The 25,140-nt window shown below is 45.2% G+C and carries 22 protein-coding genes; 14 read left to right on the forward strand and 8 right to left on the reverse strand.

The window, feature by feature from the left end; genetic code table 11:
- The first annotated feature begins 77 nt into the window (after positions 1 to 77).
- The 3 genes from argE to LGZ98_RS07145 all read left to right on the forward strand — a co-directional run bounded on the left by argE (position 78) and on the right by LGZ98_RS07145 (position 5,042).
- Positions 78 to 1,235 carry an acetylornithine deacetylase gene (argE, locus tag LGZ98_RS07135; RefSeq protein WP_113042964.1) on the forward strand — a complete coding sequence of 386 codons (1,158 nt, stop codon included), beginning with the start codon at positions 78 to 80 and terminating at the stop codon, positions 1,233 to 1,235.
- Between the two features lie 282 nt (positions 1,236 to 1,517).
- Entirely contained in the window at positions 1,518 to 4,154 is a 2,637-nt protein-coding gene (gene ppc / locus LGZ98_RS07140) for a phosphoenolpyruvate carboxylase (RefSeq protein ID WP_262977868.1), read from the forward strand.
- A 306-nt stretch (positions 4,155 to 4,460) separates the two neighbouring features.
- A complete protein-coding gene (locus LGZ98_RS07145; protein WP_262977869.1) occupies positions 4,461 to 5,042 on the forward strand; it encodes a YolA family protein in 582 nt (193 codons plus the stop codon).
- A 305-nt stretch (positions 5,043 to 5,347) separates the two neighbouring features.
- Here LGZ98_RS07145 and LGZ98_RS07150 read toward each other — a convergent pair whose 3' ends face one another.
- Together LGZ98_RS07150 and LGZ98_RS07155 are read right to left on the reverse strand one after the other, a co-directional pair.
- On the reverse strand, positions 5,348 to 5,743 hold the full coding sequence (locus LGZ98_RS07150) for a type III secretion system chaperone (RefSeq protein WP_228900137.1): 396 nt from the start codon (positions 5,741 to 5,743) through the stop codon (positions 5,348 to 5,350).
- An 11-nt stretch (positions 5,744 to 5,754) separates the two neighbouring features.
- On the reverse strand, positions 5,755 to 6,429 hold the full coding sequence (locus LGZ98_RS07155; protein ID WP_262977870.1) for a hypothetical protein: 675 nt from the start codon (positions 6,427 to 6,429) through the stop codon (positions 5,755 to 5,757).
- Between the two features lie 582 nt (positions 6,430 to 7,011).
- Here LGZ98_RS07155 and LGZ98_RS07160 point away from each other — a divergent pair.
- Positions 7,012 to 7,281 carry a type II toxin-antitoxin system TacA family antitoxin gene (locus LGZ98_RS07160; RefSeq protein ID WP_158536575.1) on the forward strand — a complete coding sequence of 90 codons (270 nt, stop codon included), beginning with the start codon at positions 7,012 to 7,014 and terminating at the stop codon, positions 7,279 to 7,281.
- A 179-nt stretch (positions 7,282 to 7,460) separates the two neighbouring features.
- Here the strand turns inward: LGZ98_RS07160 and metF are convergent, their stop codons facing one another.
- The 3 genes from metF to metB all read right to left on the reverse strand — a co-directional run bounded on the left by metF (position 7,461) and on the right by metB (position 12,266).
- Positions 7,461 to 8,345, reverse strand: a complete 885-nt coding sequence (gene metF, locus LGZ98_RS07165) for a methylenetetrahydrofolate reductase (RefSeq protein WP_113043071.1) — start codon at positions 8,343 to 8,345, stop codon at positions 7,461 to 7,463.
- Positions 8,346 to 8,667: 322 nt separating this feature from the next.
- Positions 8,668 to 11,103, reverse strand: coding sequence for a bifunctional aspartate kinase/homoserine dehydrogenase II (locus LGZ98_RS07170; RefSeq protein ID WP_262977871.1), 2,436 nt, complete (start codon positions 11,101 to 11,103; stop codon positions 8,668 to 8,670).
- A gap of 2 nt (positions 11,104 to 11,105) precedes the next feature.
- Complete coding sequence (gene metB / locus LGZ98_RS07175; RefSeq protein ID WP_113042978.1) at positions 11,106 to 12,266, reverse strand: cystathionine gamma-synthase; 1,161 nt, start codon at positions 12,264 to 12,266, stop codon at positions 11,106 to 11,108.
- Positions 12,267 to 12,553: 287 nt separating this feature from the next.
- Here metB and metJ point away from each other — a divergent pair, with 287 nt between their 5' ends.
- On the forward strand, positions 12,554 to 12,871 hold the full coding sequence (gene metJ, locus LGZ98_RS07180) for a met regulon transcriptional regulator MetJ (protein WP_113042979.1): 318 nt from the start codon (positions 12,554 to 12,556) through the stop codon (positions 12,869 to 12,871).
- A 129-nt stretch (positions 12,872 to 13,000) separates the two neighbouring features.
- On the opposite strand, the gene rpmE is transcribed toward metJ, so the two are convergent.
- Positions 13,001 to 13,216, reverse strand: a complete 216-nt coding sequence (gene rpmE, locus LGZ98_RS07185) for a 50S ribosomal protein L31 (RefSeq protein WP_112878949.1) — start codon at positions 13,214 to 13,216, stop codon at positions 13,001 to 13,003.
- Positions 13,217 to 13,436: 220 nt separating this feature from the next.
- Between rpmE and priA the strand changes: the two genes are divergently transcribed.
- From priA to rraA, 7 genes are all read left to right on the forward strand, one after another.
- Positions 13,437 to 15,635, forward strand: coding sequence for a primosomal protein N' (gene priA / locus LGZ98_RS07190; RefSeq protein ID WP_113042981.1), 2,199 nt, complete (start codon positions 13,437 to 13,439; stop codon positions 15,633 to 15,635).
- A gap of 326 nt (positions 15,636 to 15,961) precedes the next feature.
- Complete coding sequence (gene cytR, locus LGZ98_RS07195) at positions 15,962 to 16,990, forward strand: DNA-binding transcriptional regulator CytR (RefSeq protein WP_113042982.1); 1,029 nt, start codon at positions 15,962 to 15,964, stop codon at positions 16,988 to 16,990.
- A 69-nt stretch (positions 16,991 to 17,059) separates the two neighbouring features.
- A complete protein-coding gene (ftsN, locus tag LGZ98_RS07200) occupies positions 17,060 to 17,881 on the forward strand; it encodes a cell division protein FtsN (RefSeq protein ID WP_113042984.1) in 822 nt (273 codons plus the stop codon).
- A gap of 124 nt (positions 17,882 to 18,005) precedes the next feature.
- Positions 18,006 to 18,536 carry an ATP-dependent protease subunit HslV gene (hslV, locus tag LGZ98_RS07205; protein WP_036780122.1) on the forward strand — a complete coding sequence of 177 codons (531 nt, stop codon included), beginning with the start codon at positions 18,006 to 18,008 and terminating at the stop codon, positions 18,534 to 18,536.
- A gap of 11 nt (positions 18,537 to 18,547) precedes the next feature.
- A complete protein-coding gene (gene hslU / locus LGZ98_RS07210; protein WP_113042985.1) occupies positions 18,548 to 19,879 on the forward strand; it encodes an ATP-dependent protease ATPase subunit HslU in 1,332 nt (443 codons plus the stop codon).
- A 219-nt stretch (positions 19,880 to 20,098) separates the two neighbouring features.
- Positions 20,099 to 21,016: a 1,4-dihydroxy-2-naphthoate polyprenyltransferase gene (locus LGZ98_RS07215; RefSeq protein ID WP_262977872.1), complete on the forward strand. Its 918-nt coding sequence runs from the start codon at positions 20,099 to 20,101 to the stop codon at positions 21,014 to 21,016.
- Between the two features lie 149 nt (positions 21,017 to 21,165).
- Positions 21,166 to 21,672 (forward strand): ribonuclease E activity regulator RraA, encoded by a 507-nt coding sequence (gene rraA / locus LGZ98_RS07220; RefSeq protein WP_113042989.1) that lies wholly within the window; start codon positions 21,166 to 21,168, stop codon positions 21,670 to 21,672.
- Positions 21,673 to 21,740: 68 nt separating this feature from the next.
- Here rraA and zapB read toward each other — a convergent pair whose 3' ends face one another.
- Positions 21,741 to 21,983: a cell division protein ZapB gene (gene zapB / locus LGZ98_RS07225; protein WP_113042990.1), complete on the reverse strand. Its 243-nt coding sequence runs from the start codon at positions 21,981 to 21,983 to the stop codon at positions 21,741 to 21,743.
- A gap of 304 nt (positions 21,984 to 22,287) precedes the next feature.
- On the opposite strand from zapB, the gene LGZ98_RS07230 reads away from it, so the two are divergent.
- Complete coding sequence (locus tag LGZ98_RS07230) at positions 22,288 to 23,118, forward strand: MIP/aquaporin family protein (protein WP_113042991.1); 831 nt, start codon at positions 22,288 to 22,290, stop codon at positions 23,116 to 23,118.
- Between the two features lie 30 nt (positions 23,119 to 23,148).
- Positions 23,149 to 24,672 (forward strand): glycerol kinase GlpK, encoded by a 1,524-nt coding sequence (gene glpK / locus LGZ98_RS07235; protein ID WP_112895294.1) that lies wholly within the window; start codon positions 23,149 to 23,151, stop codon positions 24,670 to 24,672.
- 62 nt (positions 24,673 to 24,734) lie between these two features.
- On the opposite strand, the gene LGZ98_RS07240 is transcribed toward glpK, so the two are convergent.
- The gene (locus tag LGZ98_RS07240; protein ID WP_146748101.1) at positions 24,735 to 24,944 is read right to left on the reverse strand and encodes a hypothetical protein; all 210 of its coding nucleotides are present in this window, start codon (positions 24,942 to 24,944) and stop codon (positions 24,735 to 24,737) included.
- Between the last annotated feature and the right edge of the window lie 196 nt (positions 24,945 to 25,140).

The following is a 25,140-nucleotide window of genomic DNA, read 5'->3' on the forward strand; positions in this document are numbered from 1 at the left end:
ATTCAAACGGGATAATGTATTTTTATTCAAAAAAAATGCATGAATATTGATACTATCATGAATAAAGGCTGTCAACAGTGAATATTAAATTACCTCCATTTATTGAGCTATTTCGGCAATTAATCGCGACGCCATCTATCAGCGCCACCGATGTCAGTATTGACCAAAGTAACGAGTCTCTCATCAACCTATTGGCAAGTTGGCTGAAAGAAATTGGTTTCGAGATTGAGATACAGCCCGTCCCCGAAGCCCTCGGAAAATACAATCTACTAGCAACATTGGGGCGTGGCCTAGGTGGATTACTATTGTGTGGACACACTGATACCGTACCCTTTGACGAAGGGCTCTGGACTAAAGATCCGTTCACCCTGACAGAACGCGATAACAAACTGTACGGTTTAGGTACAGCAGACATGAAAGGCTTTTTCGCCTTTATTATTGATGCGTTGCGGGACATTGATGTCAGTAAAATAACCCGTCCGCTGTACATTCTGGCAACCGCAGATGAAGAGACGACAATGGCGGGAGCCCGCTATTTTGCTGCAAGTACCACTATCCGCCCAGATTTCGCTATTATTGGTGAACCCACTTCATTGCATCCTATCTGTGCACACAAAGGACATTTATCGAACGCTATCCGCATTGTTGGCCAATCCGGGCACTCCAGTGATCCAGACCGTGGTATAAACGCCATTGACTTGATGCACGAATCTATTGGTCACCTGATTGAACTACGCAATACGCTAAAAGAGCGTTACAACAACCCGGCATTTACCATTCCACACCCAACCATGAACTTCGGCTATATTCATGGAGGTGACGCAGTAAACCGTATTTGTGCCCATTGTGAATTGCATATGGATATTCGCCCGTTACCGGGACTAACGTTACAGGATCTGAACGGACTGCTAAATGAAGCACTGGAACCAGTGAAGCAACGCTGGCCTGGCCGCTTAACTATCGATGAATTACATTCCCCTATTCCCGGTTATGAATGCCCAACTGATCACAAGATGGTTGACGTGATTGAGAAACTGCTAGGCCGCAAAGCTGAAACGGTCAACTACTGTACCGAAGCACCATTCATTCAGAAAGTATGCCCAACTTTAGTCCTTGGCCCTGGTTCTATTGAACAGGCACATCAACCGGATGAGTTCATTGATATGTCATTTATTAAACCCACCAGAAAGATAATTTCTCAGTTAATAGATCATTTTTGTCTAAGCAATGATTAATTGTTTTACTCGTCCCCCAAAAGTCAGGGGGACTCAAGCATCATAACAATTAACAAAAGTACTCTTCCCAAGCTTCCTGATACATAAGTAATACTTATAGACCATGACCTACCATTAAATTTTAGAAATTTCGCCCAAACTGATTATTTTCTGATATGAATATGAGGGCTTAGGGTCAATGCAACACTGTGGCGCCACAAAAAATAACTTCCCGCCACTTAAATAAAATTTTTCTACAGGAACAGAATCAACATTCTGCCAGCAATAAAGGCTAAGAGTCACATGAACCAACAATATTCTGCAATGCGTAGTAATGTCAGCATGCTAGGTAAGCTGCTCGGAGACACGATCAAAGAAGCTTTAGGGGAAGATATTCTCGATAAAGTTGAGACTATCCGCAAATTATCCAAATCGTCCCGCGCAGGTAATGAAGCACACCGCCAGCAGCTATTATCTACATTGCAAAACCTATCTAATAATGAATTGCTACCCGTTGCCCGTGCTTTCAATCAATTTCTCAACCTGACAAACGTCGCAGAACAATATCACAGTATCTCCCCGCATGGTGAAGCTGCCAGCAACCCCGTTGCGTTAGCGAAATTATTCACCCGCTTAAAAGAAAAAAATTTCAATAATGACGATCTGAAAAAAGCGGTAAATGAACTGTCTATTGAACTGGTTCTCACCGCTCACCCAACTGAAATCGCTCGTCGTACATTGATCCATAAACTGGTAGCCGTTAACACCTGTCTATCGCAACTCGATCACGATGATCTGGCGGATTATGAGCGTAATAACATTATGCGCCGCCTGCGCCAGTTAATTGCCCAATCATGGCATACCGATGAAATCCGCAAAATCCGTCCTACCCCAATTGATGAAGCGAAGTGGGGGTTTGCTATGGTGGAAAACAGCTTGTGGGAGGCTGTGCCAGCATTCCTGCGTGAATTCAATGAACAACTGGAAGAGTCAATTGATTACAGCCTGCCAGTTGAAGCGGTACCTGTCCGCTTTACTTCCTGGATGGGCGGCGACCGAGACGGCAACCCGAATGTCACCTCTGAAGTCACTCGTCATGTATTACTGCTTAGCCGCTGGAAAGCAGCCGATCTATTCCTAAAAGACATTCAGGTTCTGGTTTCTGAGCTATCCATGTCTGAATGTACACCAGAAGTTCGTAAATTAGCAGGTGGTGATGAAATTCTAGAACCTTACCGAGAAATTGCTAAAAAGTTGCGGACACAACTCAGCAATACATTGACCTATTTGGAGAAACAACTGAAAGGAGAACAAGTTCTGCCACCAACTGATTTGCTGGTGGATAACGAACAGCTTTGGCAACCACTTTACGCCTGTTATCAGTCACTAAAAACCTGCGGGATGGAAATCATCGCCAACGGTCAATTATTAGATATCTTACGCCGTATCCGTTGTTTCGGCTTATCGCTGGTACGTATTGATGTACGCCAAGAAAGCACTCGCCATACAACTGCCGCTTCTGAACTGACGCAATACCTAGAATTAGGTGACTACGCCAGTTGGTCAGAAGAAGAAAAACAGGCTTTCCTACTGTATGAACTGCACTCCAAACGTCCATTGATCCCACATAACTGGCAACCAAGCGCTGAAACGCAAGAGGTTTTCGCAACCTGTAAAGTCATTGCCGAGTCACCTCAAGACGCTATCGCCGCTTACGTTATCTCAATGGCTAAAGTACCTTCTGATGTATTAGCGGTTCACTTGCTACTGAAAGAAGCCGGTTGTCCGTTCACTTTACCCGTTGCCCCATTGTTCGAAACCCTTGATGACCTGAATAATGCCGAAAATGTCATTCAGCAATTAATGAATATTAAATGGTATCGCACTCTGATTCAGGACAAACAGATGGTGATGATTGGCTACTCTGACTCGGCAAAAGATGCCGGGGTGATGGCTGCGGGATGGGCGCAATACCGCGCACAAGATGCACTAATCAAAGCTTGTGAAAAAGAAGGCGTCACGCTGACCTTGTTCCACGGTCGCGGCGGTACCATTGGCCGTGGCGGCGCACCAGCACATGCTGCTCTGCTTTCCCAACCACCGGGAAGCCTGAAAGGTGGCCTGCGCGTGACTGAACAGGGTGAAATGATCCGCTTTAAATTCGGTCTGCCACAGGTCACTATCAGTAGCTTAGCCTTATATGCCAGTGCGATTCTGGAAGCAAACCTCCTACCACCGCCGGAGCCTAAACCAGAATGGCATCAGGTGATGGATACCCTGTCTGATGTTTCCTGCAAGATGTATCGCGATTATGTACGTGAACAGCCCGATTTTGTACCTTATTTCCGTGCGGCAACACCAGAACAGGAATTAGCTAAACTGCCTTTAGGTTCTCGTCCAGCCAAACGTCATCCGGCGGGTGGAGTAGAAAGTTTACGCGCTATCCCGTGGATTTTCGCCTGGACACAGAATCGCCTAATGTTGCCAGCCTGGTTAGGTGCAGGCACCGCGCTACAACAAGTTATAAATGATGGGAAACAGGATGTATTAGCAGAAATGTGCCGTGATTGGCCTTTTTTTACCACTCGGATTGGTATGTTGGAAATGGTCTTCGCCAAAGCTGATTTGTGGCTAGCGGAATATTATGATCATCGTCTGGTAGATAAGAACTTATGGCCGTTAGGTCAGAAACTGCGCGAGCAACTTTCCGCAGATATTAAGACGGTATTAACCATTTCTAAAGATGAACACCTGATGGCAGATCTACCATGGATTGCAGAATCAATCGCCCTACGTAATGTTTACACTGATCCACTCAACGTCTTACAGGCAGAACTATTACTGCGTTCCCGTCAGCAGCAACATCCCGATCCTCAGGTTGAACAAGCGTTGATGGTCACCATTGCCGGTATCGCAGCAGGAATGCGAAATACAGGTTAGTTGCTGTCAGGAGGAAACAACCTCCACGCGATTATAGTGACACTATTGAGCACAGTACTGGAATCTTTCCCAAACAACCCAGCACAAAATGTGCTCAATAGACAACGAAAAAGGAGTTATTTCTCACCAGGCGAAGCAATTAAAGAAAAACTCCTTATTATTTGTCCACCTTTGTTCCTCAGTGAGATAAGCAAGCAAACAATAACCCCCGCAAAAATTTCGATCATTACATAAATAAAATTTAATAATGTGATTTTCGCCCACTTCCCTAGAATTGTGCTTTTCCATTTCTAAGAGGATTCAGTCGTGAAGAAAAATAAACTTGCCATGTTGTTATCTCTTGCTTCCTTGTTTGGCGTTAATGCCTATGCCCAAACAGAGCAACCGAAGGAGGTCCCTACTGCTCAAAATGCCTTGGCAGCTCAACCTCAGCTACTGCCTAACCCTGAGAGCCCTATCCGGGCTGAAGAAGAGAAAAAGCTCGACGCTAAATCTGGGGTAGCTTACGTCGCCGCACCTCCGCTAACCAATATGTGGGTCTATGCCGTTGGCTCAACGAATTGCGGATGGGAATACACTTCCAACTTGCCGGTGACAAACTGCAATCACGGAGGACAACAGCTCCGCGCCGCCGTTCTGGAAATTGGCTACGGCTACAATTCCTTTGCTTGGATGAACGGCGCTACACTGCCATACTCACTGTACTCTTCTACACCAGTTTGCATTACAAACGGGCACTACAATTGGCCATGTGCTGCGGGCCAAATTGTGGTTGGCTTCCTGAAAGAATACAGCCTCGATGGCTACCAGAATGGTATCTTCAGTTACCAGAACACTTCTGCTAATTGGCCTCGAAATACCATGTCAACGCAGATCAGCATTCTTTGACCTGCTAAAACCCATTTAGGCGTCTATTAAGAGGGGCGGGAAACCGCCCTTGTTTATTTTTACGTACAGGTATCGACGCCGATGGTTTAGCCTCGTAATTAGGCAAATATATAAAATTAATTTAAAAGTTTACCTAGGTGAATTTCTCACAAATTATTTCCGTTAGGCTCCCTCTGTAGGAGTGCCTGTACCCAGTAATAAAGTCATTAATCAACGAATGGTATAACGAATGCACAAAATAATATCGCTCGTGGCTTGCAATAATACACCTGATTAATCTCTTAAAGCTTCTTAAGGTTTTTCACCTAAACTTTGTGCCACGAACTCCCTTGAATACTTAACGGCGGCCACTCTTGGCTTTCAGTGATAGGCGCCGTAGCCGTAAGGTCCCTGGCTTGCTGTAACATCCGCTCGACCAAGTTGGTCAACAGCTCAGCATCCAGCCTCTCCAACCATTCACGGCTCCAAAGCAGAGTCTCTCCCTCACCACTACGGCTCAGTTGCAATGTTGGCCAATCGGCCAGTGTAGCCAACGAACAAAGTTCGACATCACCTAGTGGAATAAACAAAGTTACCAACTCATCGCGTTGGCGGATATGCAAACTAAAAGGGCCGAGAGGTAGATCGAGCCCCTCCGAATGCAGAGACTCTTCGGTCTGCCCAAGGCGTCGGCACAGTTCCGATAATAAGGCATTGAACATAGTTACCCTGGTTACCTTTTATGGTTGTCAAACACAGATTCAGTCGGCGGCCACAGGTTAGCGATCGGAGGATTACTCGACGTGCCTTGCAGTTTACCACCTATGGTCGCAGCCCAAGGATCGATGACATATGCCTGGGAGCCCCAAGTTTCGGGTTTGCTGAGCTCACTATTGGGATCACGACCGACCACCACGAAGCAGTGGGTCTGGCTATGCCCCTTGGCGCCACGATGAGCGACTACCTCAATGCGCTGCTGGTCATCTTGATTGTGCTTCATCAGTTCGGCTGCCGCAGAGTAGGCTAAAGTGGTGCAACAACCAGCCTGAGCTTGAGCGACCCGGGCGGCGATAGATTGCAGTTGGTTGAAACTGACGTTGCCTTGTCTAGCGGCGATAGCCGCCATGTTGGACATCATATTGGCCTGGCTGTTACCCCTCAGGCGGTCCGGGTTGTCATTGAATAACCTCAATCTCTCCATGATTTGCTGATAATGAGGATTCTGCTTGCTAACGAAAGTGCCGGCATCAGTGCATGCGTAAGTTCCCATCTTCTGTAAAGCTGGCATAGCCTGCTGCAACATCGCTTGGGGACCGGCCGTCATCACCTTTGGCTGGAGAGTGCGCACCACAGCGCCTTGTTCTGCCAGAGCCTGTTTAAGCTCGGTAAGGCGGGAGCTACGGGCCACCACCTCTTTAGGGTGGTGGTTCTCCCAGTGCTGGATAGCATCCTGCACCCGTTGGGCTTGCGCACTGTTGGGAGCACTCTGCAATTGGCGCAGTTCGGTGATCAAATGCTTGAGATCCGAACTCTGGAAATGCAAAGGACCTCGCCGAACAGACTGTTCGAACAAGCGGTTACCTTGTTCGAGTAGAGGAGAAGATGCCGTGTGCTGAGGAGCTTGCGTTTGGCTAAGCGGTGTATGGCCGCCAATATGCTGAATATGCATTATTCTTTCCAAAATAGGTTGAGTTGATTAAGAGTATCTTAGTATTTCTCCTACCCTGCTTATGTAAAAAAGTGACCCGATTTTTATCTATTTTAGGTGTCAGAAGAGAAGGGTTATCCGGGGATAGATGCCCAGAATTATTGAACCACAACAGTTCATACTGGACGAAGGATTATGGCGAACTTTACTTATTAAACCGAGATGATCTAACAATGATAATGTAGTGTGGGGATACAAACTCAATATTAAAACTTGCTTACTCAATTTTTATACAGAAAAATACCGTATACGTTAATTTGCCGTATTTAAAGAGGAATGATAATGACTGCTATCGCTCGATTTGATTTAAAGATGGACACAGATGAAAAGGAAGTTATTTCTCGCGCCGCAGCTTTAATGGGCACAACAATGGCTGCATTCGTGCGCACAGCAGCTAAAGAGAAAGCACGTGAGCTATTAGATAGAGACTCTCGCATAACAATGACAGTCCAGGATTTTCAGGCATTCACAACCGCTTTGAATGACGCTTTCGCTCCCAATGCTGCTTTACAAAACGCAATAAATGCTGCGCGCAAGGTGAAACGTGTTTGAAAAGCAATTCCTTGATCCAAGCTAAGTAAATCAGTAAATTTTATGCAATAATGTATTAATTTCAACTTATTTTAATTAATTTATCCGGTAGATTCACATAATAAGAATTCACTCTTTATAACAATACTGCGAAAAAAATATGCTCTTACTAAGCAACATTTCTTAATAAGAGCCAATGATTAAGGACGAACACCCAAAGTATGACAAATTGCATAACTCAGTTCTGCACGGTTTAAGGTATAAAAATGAAAATCCTTCACACCTTCGCGGCTTAAAATCTTCACCATATCCATTGCGATAGAAGCACCAACTAAATTTGCGCTTTCAGGATCATCATCCAGTCCATCAAACATTCTGGTCATCCAACTTGGAATACGCACATTGGTCATTACAGCAAAACGTTTAAGCTGACGGAAATTGGATACCGGCAAAATTCCCGGTACAATTTCCACATCAATCCCGGCAGTCACACAGCGGTCACGAAAACGTAGGTAACTTTCCACATCAAAGAAGAATTGAGTAATAGCACGGTTCGCCCCCGCATCAATTTTTCGTTTCAGGCTAATCAGGTCAGCCTGAGAACTTTTTGCCTCAGGATGCACCTCAGGGTAAGCCGCAACGGAAATATCAAAATCAGCTTCTTTCTTAAGTAATTCAACCAGATCAACTCCATACATTTTAGGTTTTTCACCGTTTTCCGGTAAATCACCCCGCAAAGCCACAATATGGCGAATACCATTTTTCCAATAATCACGGGCAATTTCGCACAATTCATCGCGACTGGCATCAATACAAGTAAGGTGCGGAGCCGCTTCAAGGCCGGTTTTTTCTTTTATTCCCTTGATTATGCTATGGGTACGATCACGCTCGCCAGAGTTAGCACCATAAGTAACAGAAACAAATTTAGGCTTGAGGGTGCTCAGACGACCAATGGATTTCCACAGGGTTTTTTCCATCTCGGCTGTACGCGGTGGAAAGAATTCAAATGAAACACGGATCTGTCCTTCCAGTTCAGCCAGATTCTGATTCAGCGCCTCGCGCTGATTTGCGTGAAAAAAACTCATATCCTGCACCTCGTTAACAAACGGAATAATTTCCCATCTTAATAATTTGCCAGTTACTTTTATTTGCACATCTAAACACCTATACGTTTAGACGTCTAAATAAAATGAGGGATCGGCATTTTTTAGTCAACAACAAAGTTGAGTTAAATCGGTGAGGAATATTCACCCTGAATCGGAAAAAAATTCATCGAGGAATCTTTAGTAGATCGATGCCTAAAACAGCAATGAGGAAAGATGCCCTGTTCAGAGCATCCACCCTCTCGTTACCTCAAATATCAAGCGAAGGAAATCACATTTGATCAATCAGTGGAGGCTAGAAAGCTTAAAGCAGTTGTGACAAGCGGTTAAGATCAGACTGAATCGCTCCGGCGGTCACGTCACGACCAGCCCCCGGCCCACGGATCACTAACGGATTATCACGATACCAACGGCTCTCAATCGCAAACACGTTGTCGCACGGTAGCAAAGACGCCAATGGGTGATCAGGACGTACCGCCTCAACACCCACCTTTGCCTTACCATTCGCATTAAAACGGGCAACATAACGCAGCACCATGCCCATTTCCTGCGCCGCGGCTAATCGCTGCACCATCTGCTCATTGATAGCACCGCTATTATCAAAGAATTGTTCAATAGAGCCTGACTCTGCGTCTTTCGGCACCAGTGACTCAACACGCACTTGCTCTGGCTCAATCTCATACCCTGCTTCACGGGCAAGGATAATCAATTTACGCATCACATCCTGACCAGACAAATCAATGCGCGGATCAGGTTCTGTCAATCCCTGTTGCCACGCCTGTTCAACTAAATCACTAAACGGTACTGAACCATCAAATTGCAGAAACAGCCAAGATAATGTGCCGGAGAAAATGCCACTAATGGACAAAATGGTATCACCACTCTCCCGTAAGTCCCTTACGGTATGATTGATAGGTAAGCCAGCGCCAACTGTTGCATTGTAAAACCAATGGCGACCTGTTTTGGTAAATGCATCACGAATGAAACGATAATCACTGCTATTGGAAGCACCCGCAATTTTATTGGCACTGATAACATGGAAACCATAGCTGGCGAAATCGCTGTAACATCGAGCTAGTTCTTCACTCGCCGTCACATCTAGGATCACCAAATCGTCATAAGGATGCGCTCGCATCCACAGAAATAATCCATCAACATCATATTCTGTCGCTTCGTCATCAAAAAAAGCTAATACTCGACTAGCATCAATCCCTTGATAGTCGAGTAAACTCCGGCGACTATCCGCCACACCGGCCAGAACAAATTCAAAATCACTGCGAGCCGAAATGTTTTTCTGCTCACGAGCGAATAACTCCAACCAACGAGAGCCAATATTTCCTTTACCAAACAAAATCAGACCAATCCGCTTTTCAGCCCGGAACAAACTCTGATGCAACCCCTGAATCACATGTTCAGTCTGATTAGTCCGCAACACAGCGACAAGACTGATACCATCCTCCGCATGCCAGATAAATTCTACCGGCTGATCTTTAAGTTGCTGATAAAAACGGTGGCAATGTAATGGGTTCTTGCATACACCAGCTCCAACCAGTGCCACCAGCGCCAAACCTTCTCTAAGGGAAAGTCTCCCCGGAAGCGTAGCATCTTCCAGCACACCCAATGCACTATTCACCACTTCGGAAGTGTAACAGAGCTGAATCAAATTACAGTCTAGATGGATACCTGTCGCCAATGGACGAATTTGTTCTCGCTTTAGCAACAGATCAATATCTTTGTATATCTGTTTAAAATCATGATGAGCGGCCACATGCAACTCAATTAGGCAAACATCATCATGACTAGTAACAATTTTTGCGCCAGTCCCAGAAGCCAAAACCCTTTCAATACGCGTTGATCCTTGCTCCGGTTGGTAGCTGCAACGTAGTAGCAAATCAATATCACTGAAGGAAACAGGCTGTAAGGTACGAGCATGCAACACGGGTGCGGCAAGACGAGCAAGTTCGCTAGCTTCATCTAAGCGTAATAATGGTAACAAACAGGCATCTTTGACTTTTCTCGGATCAGCACTGTAGACACCAGCAACATCACTCCAGATGGTTACCCGCCTCGCCCCTGCCAAAGCCCCAACCTGAGTTGCGGAGTAGTCACTGCCATTTCGCCCCAATAACACCGTTTCTCCATCATGATTACTGGAGATAAAACCGGTCACCACCAGTCGTTTATTTAGGTTTTGTGTTAGCAACTGATTTAGCAATGGTTGGGAAAGGGTAACATCAATTTGCGGCTGAGCTGCCCGTTCCGCGCGTAAAAACTGGCGAGCATCCACCCAAGCGCTAGGAATACCCTGAACTTCAAGCACAGCCGACATCAAACGCGCGGACCAGATCTCTCCGTGCCCCACCACTTCTGCATAAGTCACATCACTAACGGGTTTATCCAGTAATGCACTTAGCTTTTCAAGATCGGCAATAAAACGCTTCACCAACTCTTCAGCAACAGTTTCAGGTAGCAAACCTCTAATCAGATCCTGCTGATAACGGCGCAGAACCTGCTGTACCTGATGGGCAGAAATACGGTCGCTCTGGCTAAGTTTAAGCCAATTAATTAACTGGTTAGTCGTGCTGCCTGCCGCGGATACCACCATTAAATCACCGGGTTGGCTGTAATTAGCCATAATCTTGGCCACCCGTTGATAACATTTCACATCCGCGAGACTACTTCCACCAAACTTATGTAATTGGCGGTCATTTTCCGCCGTTGCAACTACCAGTGTACTCATGGTCACTCCTTTACTACTGCCTGAAATGCATTTTCCAAATCAGCGATTAAATCCTGACTATCTTCAATACCCACAGAAACACGCAATAGTGAATCCGTAATCCCCGCTTCCGCCCTTGCCTGTGCTGACATGCCAGCGTGAGTCATGGTAGCCGTATGAGAAATTAAGGTTTCCACACCGCCCAGTGATTCCGCCAAAGTAAATAACTTTAACTCAGACAGAAAACGGCGTATCGCCTGTTCACCACCATCGAATTCAAAGCTTATCATTGCACCAAAACCAAATTGTTGCTTACGAGCAATTTCATGCCCAGGATGATCTTTCAAAGCAGGATAAAAAAGTTTTTTCACTAACGGTTGCTGTTGAAGATAATTGACGATCTCCAATGCATTCTTTTGCTGTAACAGGACCCGTGGCGATAAAGTGCGCATGCCGCGCAACAGCAGGTAGCTATCAAACGCCGCACCGGTCACACCAATATTATTCGCCCACCAAGCGAGTTCCGTTGCAACCTCTTCATCTTTTGCAATAATAGCTCCGGCAATCACATCAGAATGTCCATTAAGATATTTAGTACAGGAATGCACAACCAGATCTGCCCCCAATTCCAACGGCTTCTGTAGTACAGGGCTCAGGAAAGTGTTATCAACAATGACTGTCGCCCCTACCTCATGGGAAAGCTGGCATATATGAGCAATATCGACAATACGCAATAAAGGATTACTGGGCGTTTCAATCAATACCAACTTTGGTTTTTTGGACAAGACTTGCTTTAATGCCTGTTCATCACTCTGATCGACAAAAACCACGTCATAAGCACCGCGTTTAGTCTGGCTGTCAAATAAACGGTAACTGCCACCATAACAATCATGAGGCGCAACCAACAGATCGCCAGGTTGAAGGAAAACCGTGCATAACAGGTGAATGGCTGACATTCCACTGCTGGTCATGATAGCACCCGCTCCCCCCTCCAGCTCAGCTAATGCCTGTTGCACCATATCTCGACCCGGATTACTCCTGCGGGAATAATCATGTGTCCTTGGCTGATTAAAATCAGTAAAATTATATGTGCTGGAAAGATATATAGGCGGAACAACACAACCATACTGTTCATCATTATTCAGCCCATTGCGAACTGCTATTGTTGCCGGCTTGCGTGTCATATCAGCTACCACTATCTGTCATAAATTAAGTCAGGGAAGAATATCCGCTACCACAGTAGACGTCAATACATCTAGACATCCAAACCTCTTTACGGTTAGATTAGACAATGGGATAATTATTCATCATAACTAATGGTGCTTTATTTATTAGTAGCCATTAGTTTATCGCATATACTATAACTGTATAATTGATAAGGAAATCACGATAAAATGGCAATATGTCACAACGAAAGCTGGTGCTGTTATCTGGCTTAATTTTATGATTTTACGACTATTTAAGGTACCCCATGGCTGAGTGGAACGGTGAATATGTCAGCCCTTATGCTGAACATGGCAAAAAAAGCGAGCAAGTGAAGAAAATCACAGTTTCAATTCCTTTGAAAGTGTTGAGAATCCTCACTGATGAACGCACTCGTCGCCAGGTCAATAACCTGCGTCATGCAACTAATAGTGAATTGCTGTGCGAAGCATTCCTGCATGCATTTACTGGACAGCCGCTGCCCGATGATGCTGATTTACGTAAAGAGCGTAATGATGAAATCCCAGAGGTAGCCAAAAAAATCATGCGGGAATTAGGTATTGATCCTGATACCTGGGAATATTGATAGTAGCGAAAAAAACTCCTGTAAAAATTCAGGGATTTTTTATTTTGGCTAAAATGCAAAACGCCCGATGCAAAACACCGGGCGTTAGTACCAGTCGGCCTGTCATCATGGACAGGCTCAATTCTGCAACTATTTGCTGACACCTGGAACATTGAAACGTTTCTTAAAGCGATCAACACGACCACCAGTAGCAACATCACGTTGTTTACCCGTATAGAATGGGTGGCATTGGCCGCATACGTCTAGGTTCAAAGCGTGACCAGCGGTAGATCTGACTTGTATTACATTACCGCAAGAGCAGGTTGCAGTAATTTCTTCATATTTAGGATGAATACCTTTTTTCATGGGATAACCTCTGTTAAGGCCGTGTCGCTATCCAGCCCTGTTGCCGCCAGACACCACACGTCGTGTTGATAAAATGAGTTTGGTATCTTCCATACCAAAGGCGGCGGATCATACAGAAGATCTGCCTATCTCGCAATGAAATCCACTCAACACCTATGGTACTCTGTAATCAATTTTTGATTACATTCTAATTTACCCATTGATTTTACGGAATAATTTTATGGTTGTTATTCAGGTTGCTCTGCCTGTCCCTCTTACCCGCTCTTTTGACTATCTGCTACCCGCAGAAAGTCAATTACCCGTTGCAGGAATGCGGGTAACAGTCCCTTTTGGCAAACGTAAAGCGATTGGTATCATCACTGGGATAACTGACAACAGTGATATTCCGGCAGAACAACTGAAAACCATAGAATCTATTCTCGATACTCACTCTTTATTTCCAGAAAACCTTTGGCAATTATTGCTCTGGGCATCCAATTATTACCATTACCCCATCGGTGAAGTCCTGTTCCATGCATTGCCGGTGCTGCTTCGTCAAGGAAAACCCGCGGAATCAACTCCACTATGGCAATGGCAAGTCACGCCAACAGGCGCTGAATTACCGCTAGCGCAACTGAAACGCTCGCCAAAACAGCAGCAAGTACTGGCAACCCTACGCCGTAAAGCAATATATCGCCATCAGATTACAGAACTGGAACTGAGCGAAAGCGCTTTCCAATCGCTCAAAAAGAAGTCACTTATCGATTTATACCCTGTGCAACCTGAATCTGAGAACTGGCGAAATCACTTCCAAATCACCGGCGAACGCCTGAAATTGAATACCGAACAAGCCACAGCAGTTGGTGCTATCCGTGCAGAAGACCAGCAATTCTCTCCCTGGTTACTGGCGGGCATCACCGGATCAGGTAAAACAGAAGTTTATCTCAGTGTGTTGGAAAATATTCTGGAGCAAGGTAAACAAGCGCTGATACTTGTACCGGAAATTGGCCTGACACCACAGACCATCCGTCGCTTCCGTGAACGTTTCAACGCACCGGTTGATGTTCTTCATTCAGCCCTGAATGACAGTGAACGTCTTGCTGTATGGCTACGAGCGCGACAAGGTGAAAACGCCATTGTCATCGGTACACGCTCAGCCCTATTTACCCCTTTCGCCTGCCTTGGCATCATCATTATTGATGAAGAACATGACAGCTCTTATAAGCAACAGGAGGGCTGGCGTTATCATGCCCGTGATTTAGCGGTATTCAGAGCAAAAAAAGAGAATATCCCGGTGATCATGGGCTCTGCGACCCCAGCACTAGAAACACTTTACAATGTGCAACAAGGCAAATACCGTACGCTAACATTGTCCAAACGGGCAGGTTATGCTCAGCCAGCGACTCAGCATCTGTTGGACTTAAAAGGCTTACCACTCAAAATCGGGTTATCTCAACCACTAATAAAACGTATTGAAGAACATCTACAAGCCAATAATCAGGTCATACTTTTCCTTAACCGCCGCGGTTACTCACCTGCCCTACTCTGCCATGAATGTGGCTGGATTGCAGAATGCCAACGCTGTGACCATTATTACACGCTGCATCAATACCATCGTCAGTTACGTTGCCATCATTGTGACAGCCAGCGCCCCGTTCCCCGTCAGTGCCCGCAATGCGGTTCTACTCATCTTCAACCTGTTGGCCTTGGCACAGAACAGCTTGAAGACGGTATTTCAGCCCTATTCCCTAATGTACCCGTTACCCGCATTGACAGGGATACCACTAGCCGCAAAGGAACACTGGAACAACAACTGGCTGACATTCACGCCGGAAATGCCCGTATACTGATTGGCACCCAAATGCTGGCAAAAGGTCACCATTTTCCTGATGTCACACTGGTCGCGTTACTCGATGTTGATGGTGCCTTGTTTTCAGCAGATTTTCGGGCAGCAGAACGTTTCGCACAACTTTATACACAAGTTTCTGGTCGGGCTGGTCGGGCTGGTAAACGAGGAGAAGTGGTTCTTCAGACTCATCATCCTGACCATCCATTACTGCAAATTTTGCTCAATAAAGGCTACGATGCTTTCGCTATTCAAGCTATGGATGAACGTAAGAGTGTGTTTTTACCACCATTTACCAGCCATATTATCTTGCGGTCAGAAGATCACGATAATCAGCAAGCACCTGCTTTTTTACAACAACTGCGCCTGCTTTTTGAACACCACCCTTTGCGGGATGATAACTTATGGATCATGGGCCCGGTTCCTGCATTACAGTCAAAAAGAAGTGGTCGTTATCGTTGGCAACTATTAATTCAACATCCATCCAGAACTGTTTTACAAAAAATCATGGCACTGGTTTATCCACAGATAACAGCTTTACCGCAAACCCGAAAAGTGAAATGGAATATCGATGTTGATCCAACAGACAGTTAGTAATTAATCGCCTCTATTTTAAAACACATAACCTGAGCAGATTAAACATACTCTTATTTGCTATTTAAAAAATCACACCCAACAATCCGTAACCAATGAAAAATTACTCACTAATTTGCGAGCCATATCGAATAAATGATTTATATCACACTTTTTTACAAACTAAGGAATAAATGAATTTGCCAAACTGTTTAGAATGATCCCTTAATAACATTGTCATAACCTTAAACCGCATGTCGTTACTTTCCTTAAAGTCACTGACGGTTTCCCGGCAACCAGAAAATGACAATCATTTAACTAATCAGTCAGGAAATGAGGAGTGAGTTTTGGAGCAGAAAAAGAATGGCACCTCCGCAACAATGAAAGATGTCGCTGAAGTGGCTGGCGTTTCTACCGCAACAGTATCGAGAACACTCATGAATCCAGAAAAGGTTTCTTCCCAGACCCGACAAAAAGTGGAACAAGCTGTACTGGCTGTGGGCTATTACCCAAATAATTTATCCCGTAATCTTAAACGCGGTGAGTCAAAAACTATTTTAGTGATAGTGCCAAATATCAGCGATCCCTTTTTCACTGATGTGATTTGCGGCATTGAAGAGACAGCGGAACAACATGGCTATCTGGTTTTAATCGGTGATTGCCAACATCAGCAAAAACAGGAACACGCGTTTCTCAACCTGATTGTCACCAAACAAATTGATGGTCTGTTGCTACTGGGTTCGAATATCCCGTTTGATGCCAGCAAAGAAGAACAAAAAAACCTACCGCCAATGGTAATGGCAAACGAATTTGCACCAGAGCTAGAACTGCCGACTATTCATATTGATAACCTGACCGCCGCATTCAATGCGACTCATTATCTGCAAACATTGGGACATAAACGCATTGCCTGCCTCTCCGGTCCAGAAAATATACCGATTTGCCGCTATCGCCGTCAGGGATATATCCAAGCATTGCGTCGCTCTGGTGGGACAATTCGTGAAGATTATATTGTCCAAGGTCACTTTACCCATGAAAGCGGCGCAAAGCTGACTGAACAGTTGCTCTCTCTGCTGGATCCCCCTACAGCCATCTTCTGCCACAGCGATGTTATGGCAATTGGCGTGATGTGGCAGGCTAAAAGAATGGGCTTAAAAATACCGGAAGATTTATCAATCATTGGGTTTGATAACTTAAGTCTCGCCACGTACAGCGATCCGCCGTTGACAACCGTTGGACAGCCCAGTTATCAAATTGGTCACAAGGCAATGTTACTGTTGCTAGATCAAATCCAGGGTCACACAACTTCAGGCGGTTCTCAGTTACTGGAATCGGAATTAATTATTCGGCAAAGCACCTGTTCGCCTAAAAGCTAGGCAAATAACCGCAGGTTAAGTAACATATCGTTTATTTTCTTTTATTTAAATTACTCAGCGAATTAGACAGTGGCACAACGAGATTATGTGAGTCGCGGGCGTTCAAACACCCGCCGTAAAAATACCGATAAGAAAAAACACCAAGCCCAGGGGCTGCCAAAAGCAACGCTGGTCATCGCGATAGCCTTAGTCGTTATCTTTATTGGTGGCCTTTACTTTATTACCCACAATAAACAGAAAAGCGAACCAGAAATACTGCCAAAACATTCTCAGCAAAACAATGGATTACCACCAAAACCAGAAGAACGTTGGCGCTATATCAAAGAATTGGAAAATCGCCCCGTTGGCATCGAGACACCACGTGATCCCTCATCCGGGGGGCAAAGCAATTCACAAACTCAGCTGACCGCAGAGCAACGGCAGTTACTTGAACAAATGCAGGCGGATATGCGCCAACCGGCGACTTCACTACCAGAAGTGCCATACAATGGCGTTCAAGTGCCGCGTTCACAAGTGATCATCAAGCCATCAACGGAAACACAAAAACCGCTGGAAACAAGGCCACAACCTCAACAAACGTTACCACAACAACCCATGCAGACTCAGCCAGTTCAGCCACAAACTCTACCACCGGCTGAAACCAGTAAACCTAAGCCCGTAGAAAAGGCACAGCGTATGATTTTACAATGTGGTTCATTCCGCAATATGGACCAAGCTGAATCAGTACGTGCCAATCTGGCATTTGCGGGTATTGAAAGCCAGATCACAACGGGAGACGGCTGGCATCGTGTTGTTCTTGGTCCCTACAGTAAAAACACCGCAGAAAAAATGCGGGAACGTCTGAAAGGCGCTGGCGTATCAGGTTGCATTCTCCGTGTTACTGGGGGTTGAAAAATGATAATTCTCCCCCATCTATACTGCTAACACCGTGCACACGGTATTTTCGATAGCCGTATACCCTATGGGAAAGTACCATGCGTCACATTTATCTATTTTTGTAACCAAGGGCTTACTCGTGACTACAATCGTAAGTGTTCGCCGTAATGGCCAAGTCGTAATCGGTGGTGATGGACAGGCAACGATGGGTAATACCGTCATGAAAGGCAATGTCCGTAAAGTTCGCCGCCTCTATAATGACAAAGTAATCGCGGGTTTTGCCGGCGGTACAGCAGACGCTTTTACTCTGTTTGAACTGTTTGAACGTAAACTTGAAATGCACCAAGGGCATCTGACCAAAGCAGCGGTTGAGCTTGCTAAAGACTGGCGCACTGATCGCATGCTACGCAAACTGGAAGCTCTGCTGGCAGTCGCAGATGAAAATACCTCCCTGATCATTACAGGTAACGGCGATGTCATTCAGCCAGAAAATGACCTCATTGCCATTGGTTCCGGTGGCCCATACGCCCAATCTGCCGCACGAGCAATGCTGGAGAATACCGATCTCAGCGCCAGACAAATTGCAGAGAAAGCGTTAACCATTGCCGGTGATATCTGCATTTATACCAACCATAATCACAACTTCGAAGAACTTCCTTCAAAAGCGTAAGGGTAGATAGTATGTCTGAAATGACTCCACGCGAAATTGTCAGCGAACTTGACAAACACATTATTGGTCAGGACAAAGCGAAACGCGCTGTAGCTATCGCACTCCGTAACCGCTGGCGTCGTATGCAGCTAGATGAAACGCTGCGCTACGAAGTAACACCTAAAAATATCCTGATGATTGGTCCGACTGGGGTAGGTAAAACCGAAATCGCCCGTCGCCTGGCAAAACTGGCAAATGCGCCGTTTATCAAAGTCGAAGCGACAAAATTCACCGAAGTTGGCTATGTTGGTAAAGAAGTCGATTCTATCATCCGTGATCTGACCGATGCCGCGGTTAAAATGGTCCGCCTGCAATCCATCGAAAAAAACCGTTATCGGGCAGAAGAATTGGCAGAAGAGCGTATTCTGGATGTCCTGATCCCACCAGCCAAAAATAACTGGGGACAAACGGAGACGCAAGTCGAGCCATCAGCCGCACGCCAGGCATTCCGTAAGAAACTACGTGAAGGTCAACTTGATGATAAAGAAATCGAGATTGATGTTGCTACCACACCTGTGGGCGTCGAGATCATGGCGCCTCCGGGTATGGAAGAGATGACAAATCAGTTGCAATCTATGTTCCAGAACCTTGCCGGTCAGAAACACAAATCTCGTAAGCTAAAAATCAAGGATGCTTTCAAGCTACTGATCGAAGAAGAAGCCTCTAAACTAGTTAACCCGGAAGAATTGAAACAACAGGCTATTGATTCCGTTGAACAACACGGTATTGTCTTCATTGATGAAATCGACAAAATCTGCAAACGAGGCCAGACTTCAGGCCCTGATGTTTCCCGTGAAGGTGTTCAGCGTGACCTGTTACCATTGGTGGAAGGTTGTACAGTATCCACTAAACACGGCATGGTAAAAACAGACCACATCCTGTTTATCGCCTCAGGTGCATTCCAGGTTGCCAGTCCTTCCGATCTGATCCCTGAATTACAAGGGCGTCTGCCAATCCGAGTGGAGTTACAGGCACTCACTACAAAAGATTTTGAGCGTATTCTGACTGAACCGAGTGCATCCCTGACGGAACAGTACAAAGCACTGATGGAAACGGAAGGTATGATCATCAGTTTCACGGATGATGGCATTAGCAAAATTGCAGAATCCGCATGGCAGGTAAATGAATCGACCGAAAATATCGGGGCCCGTCGCCTACATACTGTGCTTGAGCGGCTGATAGAAGATATCTCCTTCGAAGCCAGTGAACGTCGTGGTCAGTCAGTTGATATTGATGCCGACTATGTTAAAAAGCATCTAGATGAATTGGTTGCAGATGAAGATCTGAGCCGCTTTATCCTATAATCGGTATATACGATTTCTGATCCGCTATACCCTATGGATTTCAAGATGCATCGCGACGGCAAGGGAGCGAATCCCCGGGAGCATAGATAACGATGTGACCGGGGTGAGTGAGTGCAGCCAACAAAGAGGCAACTTGAAAGATAACGGGTATATAATGAATGATGGGAGGCATGCCTCCCATCATTCATTATAAATTTACAGGAATAAGTGAACTCAGAAATGAACTCATCAACTTCCATCAGTCAAACTCAAGCATGGCTGGAAAGTTTGCGTCCTAAAACGCTACCACTCGCCCTTGCCGCCATTATTACTGGCTCAGCCCTTGCTGCCTGGACAGGGCATTTCAAGCTACCGGTCGCCTTACTAGCACTATTAACAGCAGCCATACTGCAAATTCTGTCCAATCTCGCCAATGATTACGGTGATGTTATCAAAGGCAGTGATACTGAAAAGCGTATCGGGCCACTACGTGGTATGCAAAAAGGCATTATTACCATCTCACAGATGAAAAAAGTGCTGAAGATTATTGTCCTGCTAACTTGTCTGTCTGGTAGCGCCTTGATTGCCGTTGCCTGTGAAGAACCTAGCGATATATTCGGTTTTTTGGCACTTGGCCTGCTAGCAATTATTGCCGCAATTACCTATACAGTCGGTACAAAGCCTTATGGCTATATGGGACTTGGCGATATTTCAGTACTGATTTTCTTTGGCTGGTTAAGTGTTGCCGGTACTTATTATCTTCAAGCAGGTTTTTTTGACTCAGTTGTCATACTCCCGGCGACAGCCTGTGGTCTTCTCTCTGCTGCTGTTCTGAATATCAATAACTTGCGTGATATTGAAGATGACAAACGGCATGGCAAAAATACCCTGGCAGTCCGTCTCGGCCCTAAAAAAGCCCGTTATTATCATGGATGTTTAATAATCACAGCAATACTCTGCTTGGTATTATTCACCATACAAAACCCGTCTGGCTGGTCAAGCTGGTTGTTCTTGCTCGCTCTGCCTTGGTTGTTCAAACATATGTGGTATGTACTTAATGAACCCACACCGGAAGGAATGCGACCAATGTTGGGACAGATGGTTAAGACGGCATTATTGACTAATATTCTATTTTCAGTTGGTCTTATTTTTAATTAGACAATATTTGTGCTGTTTTTCCGAAGGTGTTGTAACTTAATCATTCTGGATACCTGTTAACAATATCAATTTAATAATTGATGATTTTGCTAACATCGGCCTGAAAGGGATATACTGACTGTTCCATACCTTAACCAGACGTAAATCCTATGAAATATGATACTTCCGAGCTTTGTGACATCTATCAAGAAGAAGTAAATGTGGTAGAGCCTATGTTCTCCAATTTTGGCGGGCGTACTTCATTTGGTGGTCAAATCATCACGGTTAAATGCTTTGAAGACAACGGATTACTTTACGACCTGCTTGAAGACAACGGTCATGGACGCATTTTACTGGTAGATGGTGGTGGTTCTGTACGCCAAGCATTAATTAACGCTGAACTGGCACAACTCGCTGTGCAAAATGGATGGGAGGGTATTGTTGTTTACGGTGCTGTACGTCAGGTTGACCAGTTAGCAGAGTTCGACCTCGGCATTCAAGCTATAGCCGCTATTCCTGCTGGCTGTCGTGATGAAGGGACCGGCGCAAGCGATATCCGGGTGAATTTTGGTGGTGTCACCTTCTTCTCTGGCGATTATTTGTATGCCGATAACACCGGTATCATTTTGTCTGAAGAACCACTGGGACTTGATGATGAAGAAGATGAGATCATCTGATGATAATGTATGATAAAACTAAGGGCGATTTTTCAGATCGCCCTTCTTTTGTCTGTTGGAAATTTTAATTACTGAACATCTTCCATTTTGCCTAACAAGGCACGCAAACGTTCTTGCCATACTTGCTGCTCTTGTTTTAATTGCTCATTCTCATGAGCCAGAGACTCACGGCCGCTGGTTGCATTCTGGATCTCCTGAGACAAAGCTCGATTTTTTTCTTTTAATTCTTCAATTTCCATTTGTAGCAGGGTAATAGTATCAATCGCCTGCTGAACCTTGGCTTCCAGCTTTTCAAAAACTTCAAATGACATTCTCGGTTCCCCCTTATAAGCAATTGTCTGATTGTATGTAGCCAAAGCTCCCCTGTCTAGCAACATCCCCAACACATGAAAAATAACTACCAAATAAAAAGCTCAAAATGTCTCCCACTTTAATTTTTAGCAAAATAGCGGATAAATGCGGATTCGCTCATTTTGTTGACACAACACACACATTTTAATTTCGCTATTTCTCGTTTCCGCTCATTAACGATAAATTTACATAATCTCCTTTTCAATTTCTGAAAGGTGACAATAATAATTACGCCTCTAAAATCTTCTTTGTAGGATAGAACATATGAGCCAAACCACTAGCACGACATTAACCGGACAATGTATCTCTGAGTTTCTTGGTACCGCACTATTGGTTTTCCTTGGAGTAGGCTGTGTTGCCGCTGCACGTATTGCCGGCGCACAATTAGGCTTATGGGAAATCAGTATTATTTGGGGTATGAGCGTTGCGTTGGCTGTTTATCTCACCGCAGGTGTTTCCGGTGCTCACCTTAACCCAGCAGTGACGATTGCCTTATGGTTGTTTGCCCGCTTTGATGGCAAAAAGGTTATCCCTTTCATTATTGCCCAAATGATTGGTGGCTTCATCGCTGCCGTTCTCATTTACATGATGTACTACAGCGTATTCCTTGATTACGAACAAGTACACAATATCATTCGTGGCACGCCTGAAAGCCTGTTTACAGCAGGTGTATTCTCTACTTACCCAATGGCGCCACTGTCCATTTCTCAGGCTTTTATGATAGAAGTTATCATTGCCGCCATTCTGCTCTGTTTGATTCTATCGCTGACTGACGACGGTAACGGTATTCCCCGCGGTCCTCTGGCCCCGTTACTGATTGGTATTGTGATTGCCGTTATCGGCGGTGCATTTGGCCCATTAACCGGTTTCGCGCTGAACCCGGCCCGTGACTTTGGTCCCAAATTAGTTGCTTATCTGGCCGGTTGGGGAGATATTGCCCTGACGGGTGGGCGTGAAATCCCTTACTGTCTGGTTACTCTGACCGCCCCCATTATCGGCGGTATTGTGGGAGCATTTGGCTACCGCAAACTTATTGGTCGTAATTTACCATCTGATGTTCATAAGACTGAAGATCAGAAGAAAAAGAAAGCCTAAAGTAGAGCATTACCAGAACAGGTTATTATCATGACAACAGAAAATATGATTGAGAAAAAGTATATTGTCGCTCTTGATCAGGGAACCACCAGTTCCCGAGCAATAATTCTTGATCACGACGCCAATATTATCTCAATTTCCCAAAGAGAGTTTACGCAAATTTATCCTAAACCGGGTTGGGTAGAACACGATCCAATGGAAATCTGGGCAACCCAAAGCTCAACTTTAGTAGAAGTATTGGCGAAAGCGGATATTAGTTCTGATCAGATTGCCGGTATTGGGATTACCAACCAACGTGAAACAACGATTATTTGGGAAAAAGAAACCGGTAAACCTATTTACAATGCCATCGTTTGGCAATGTCGCCGTACCGCAGACGCGTGTACTAAACTCAAACAAAAAGAGGGATTAGAAGAATATATTCGCCAGAATACAGGGTTGGTAGTAGACCCTTATTTCTCCGGCACCAAAGTAAAATGGATCTTAGATAACGTCGCAGGCGCCCGTGAACGAGCTGAAAAGGGTGAGCTCCTATTCGGTACTGTGGATACTTGGCTGGTATGGAAAATGACTCAAGGCCGTGTCCACGTTACCGATTTCACAAACGCCTCCCGAACGATGCTGTTCAATATTCACAATCTGGAGTGGGATCAACATATTCTTGATGAGTTACAAATCCCGCGATCCCTACTGCCTAGCGTTCATTCATCTTCTGAGATTTATGGTCAGACCAACATCGGCGGTAAAGGCGGCACCCGGATCCCTATCTCAGGTATCGCAGGTGATCAGCAAGCTGCTCTATATGGTCAACTTTGTGTCCAACCGGGTATGGCGAAAAACACCTACGGGACAGGCTGTTTCCTACTGATGAACACGGGTACAGATGCCGTACGCTCCAATCACGGCCTACTAACAACCATTGCCTGTGGTCCTCGCGGCGAAGTGAACTATGCACTTGAAGGTGCGGTTTTCGTTGGTGGTGCCTCTATTCAGTGGTTGCGTGATGAACTGAAACTTATTGCAGATGCGGCTGACTCCGAATATTTTGCCACTAAAGTTAAAAATAGTAACGGCGTGTATGTGATCCCTGCTTTTACCGGCCTTGGTGCCCCCTATTGGGACCCCTACGCCCGAGGGTCAATTTTCGGCCTAACCCGCGGCACCAACAGTAATCACATCATTCGTGCGACGCTGGAATCTATCGCCTATCAGACCCGTGATGTACTGGACGCTATGCAAGCTGATGCAGGCACCCGGTTGCAAGCACTACGGGTAGATGGCGGAGCCGTTGCCAATAACTTCCTGATGCAATTCCAATCAGATATTCTTGGCACCCGTGTAGAACGCCCTGTGGTGCGTGAAAGCACTGCATTGGGCGCAGCATTCCTCGCAGGATTGGCAGTTGGCTACTGGAAAGACCTGGATGAAGTGAAAAGTAAAGCCACCATTGAAAAAGAATTCCGTCCAAGCATTGAAACCACTGAACGTAATTACAAATACAATGGCTGGAAAAAAGCAGTTGCCCGTGCGCAGGATTGGGAAGATAAAGGTTAATTAATATAAAGAAAGGGTGAAATTACCACCCTTTCTTTACTATATGATTAAACGACATATCCCTAGCGTTGCATTCTATACCCGTTATCTTTCAAGTTGCCTCTTTGTTGGCTGCACTCACTCACCCCGGTCTCATAGTTACCTATGCTCCCGGGGATTCGCTCCCTTGCCGTCGCGATGCATCTTGAAATCCATAGGGTATATGTGCCAATGGTAACCAACAAAGCAAGATCAAAACTGACGTAAAGAACATATTCCTGCACCAAAGACAAAAGTAGTGCATAATTTTATTTTCAGAAAAAATTGCAGTCAATTACGCCATATATGACAACAAATATGCACATATAAACCAAATATTAATAAAATTATGGTTAATTTTTCTATGACACAGAATCGATAATGGTATTTATCCCTATAGGACTAAAATAGCGACGTAAAAACAAACTGTTCGGAGATTTCTTTCGGGAT

This window comes from Photorhabdus kayaii (assembly GCF_025384895.1).
Lineage (GTDB): Bacteria > Pseudomonadota > Gammaproteobacteria > Enterobacterales > Enterobacteriaceae > Photorhabdus > Photorhabdus kayaii.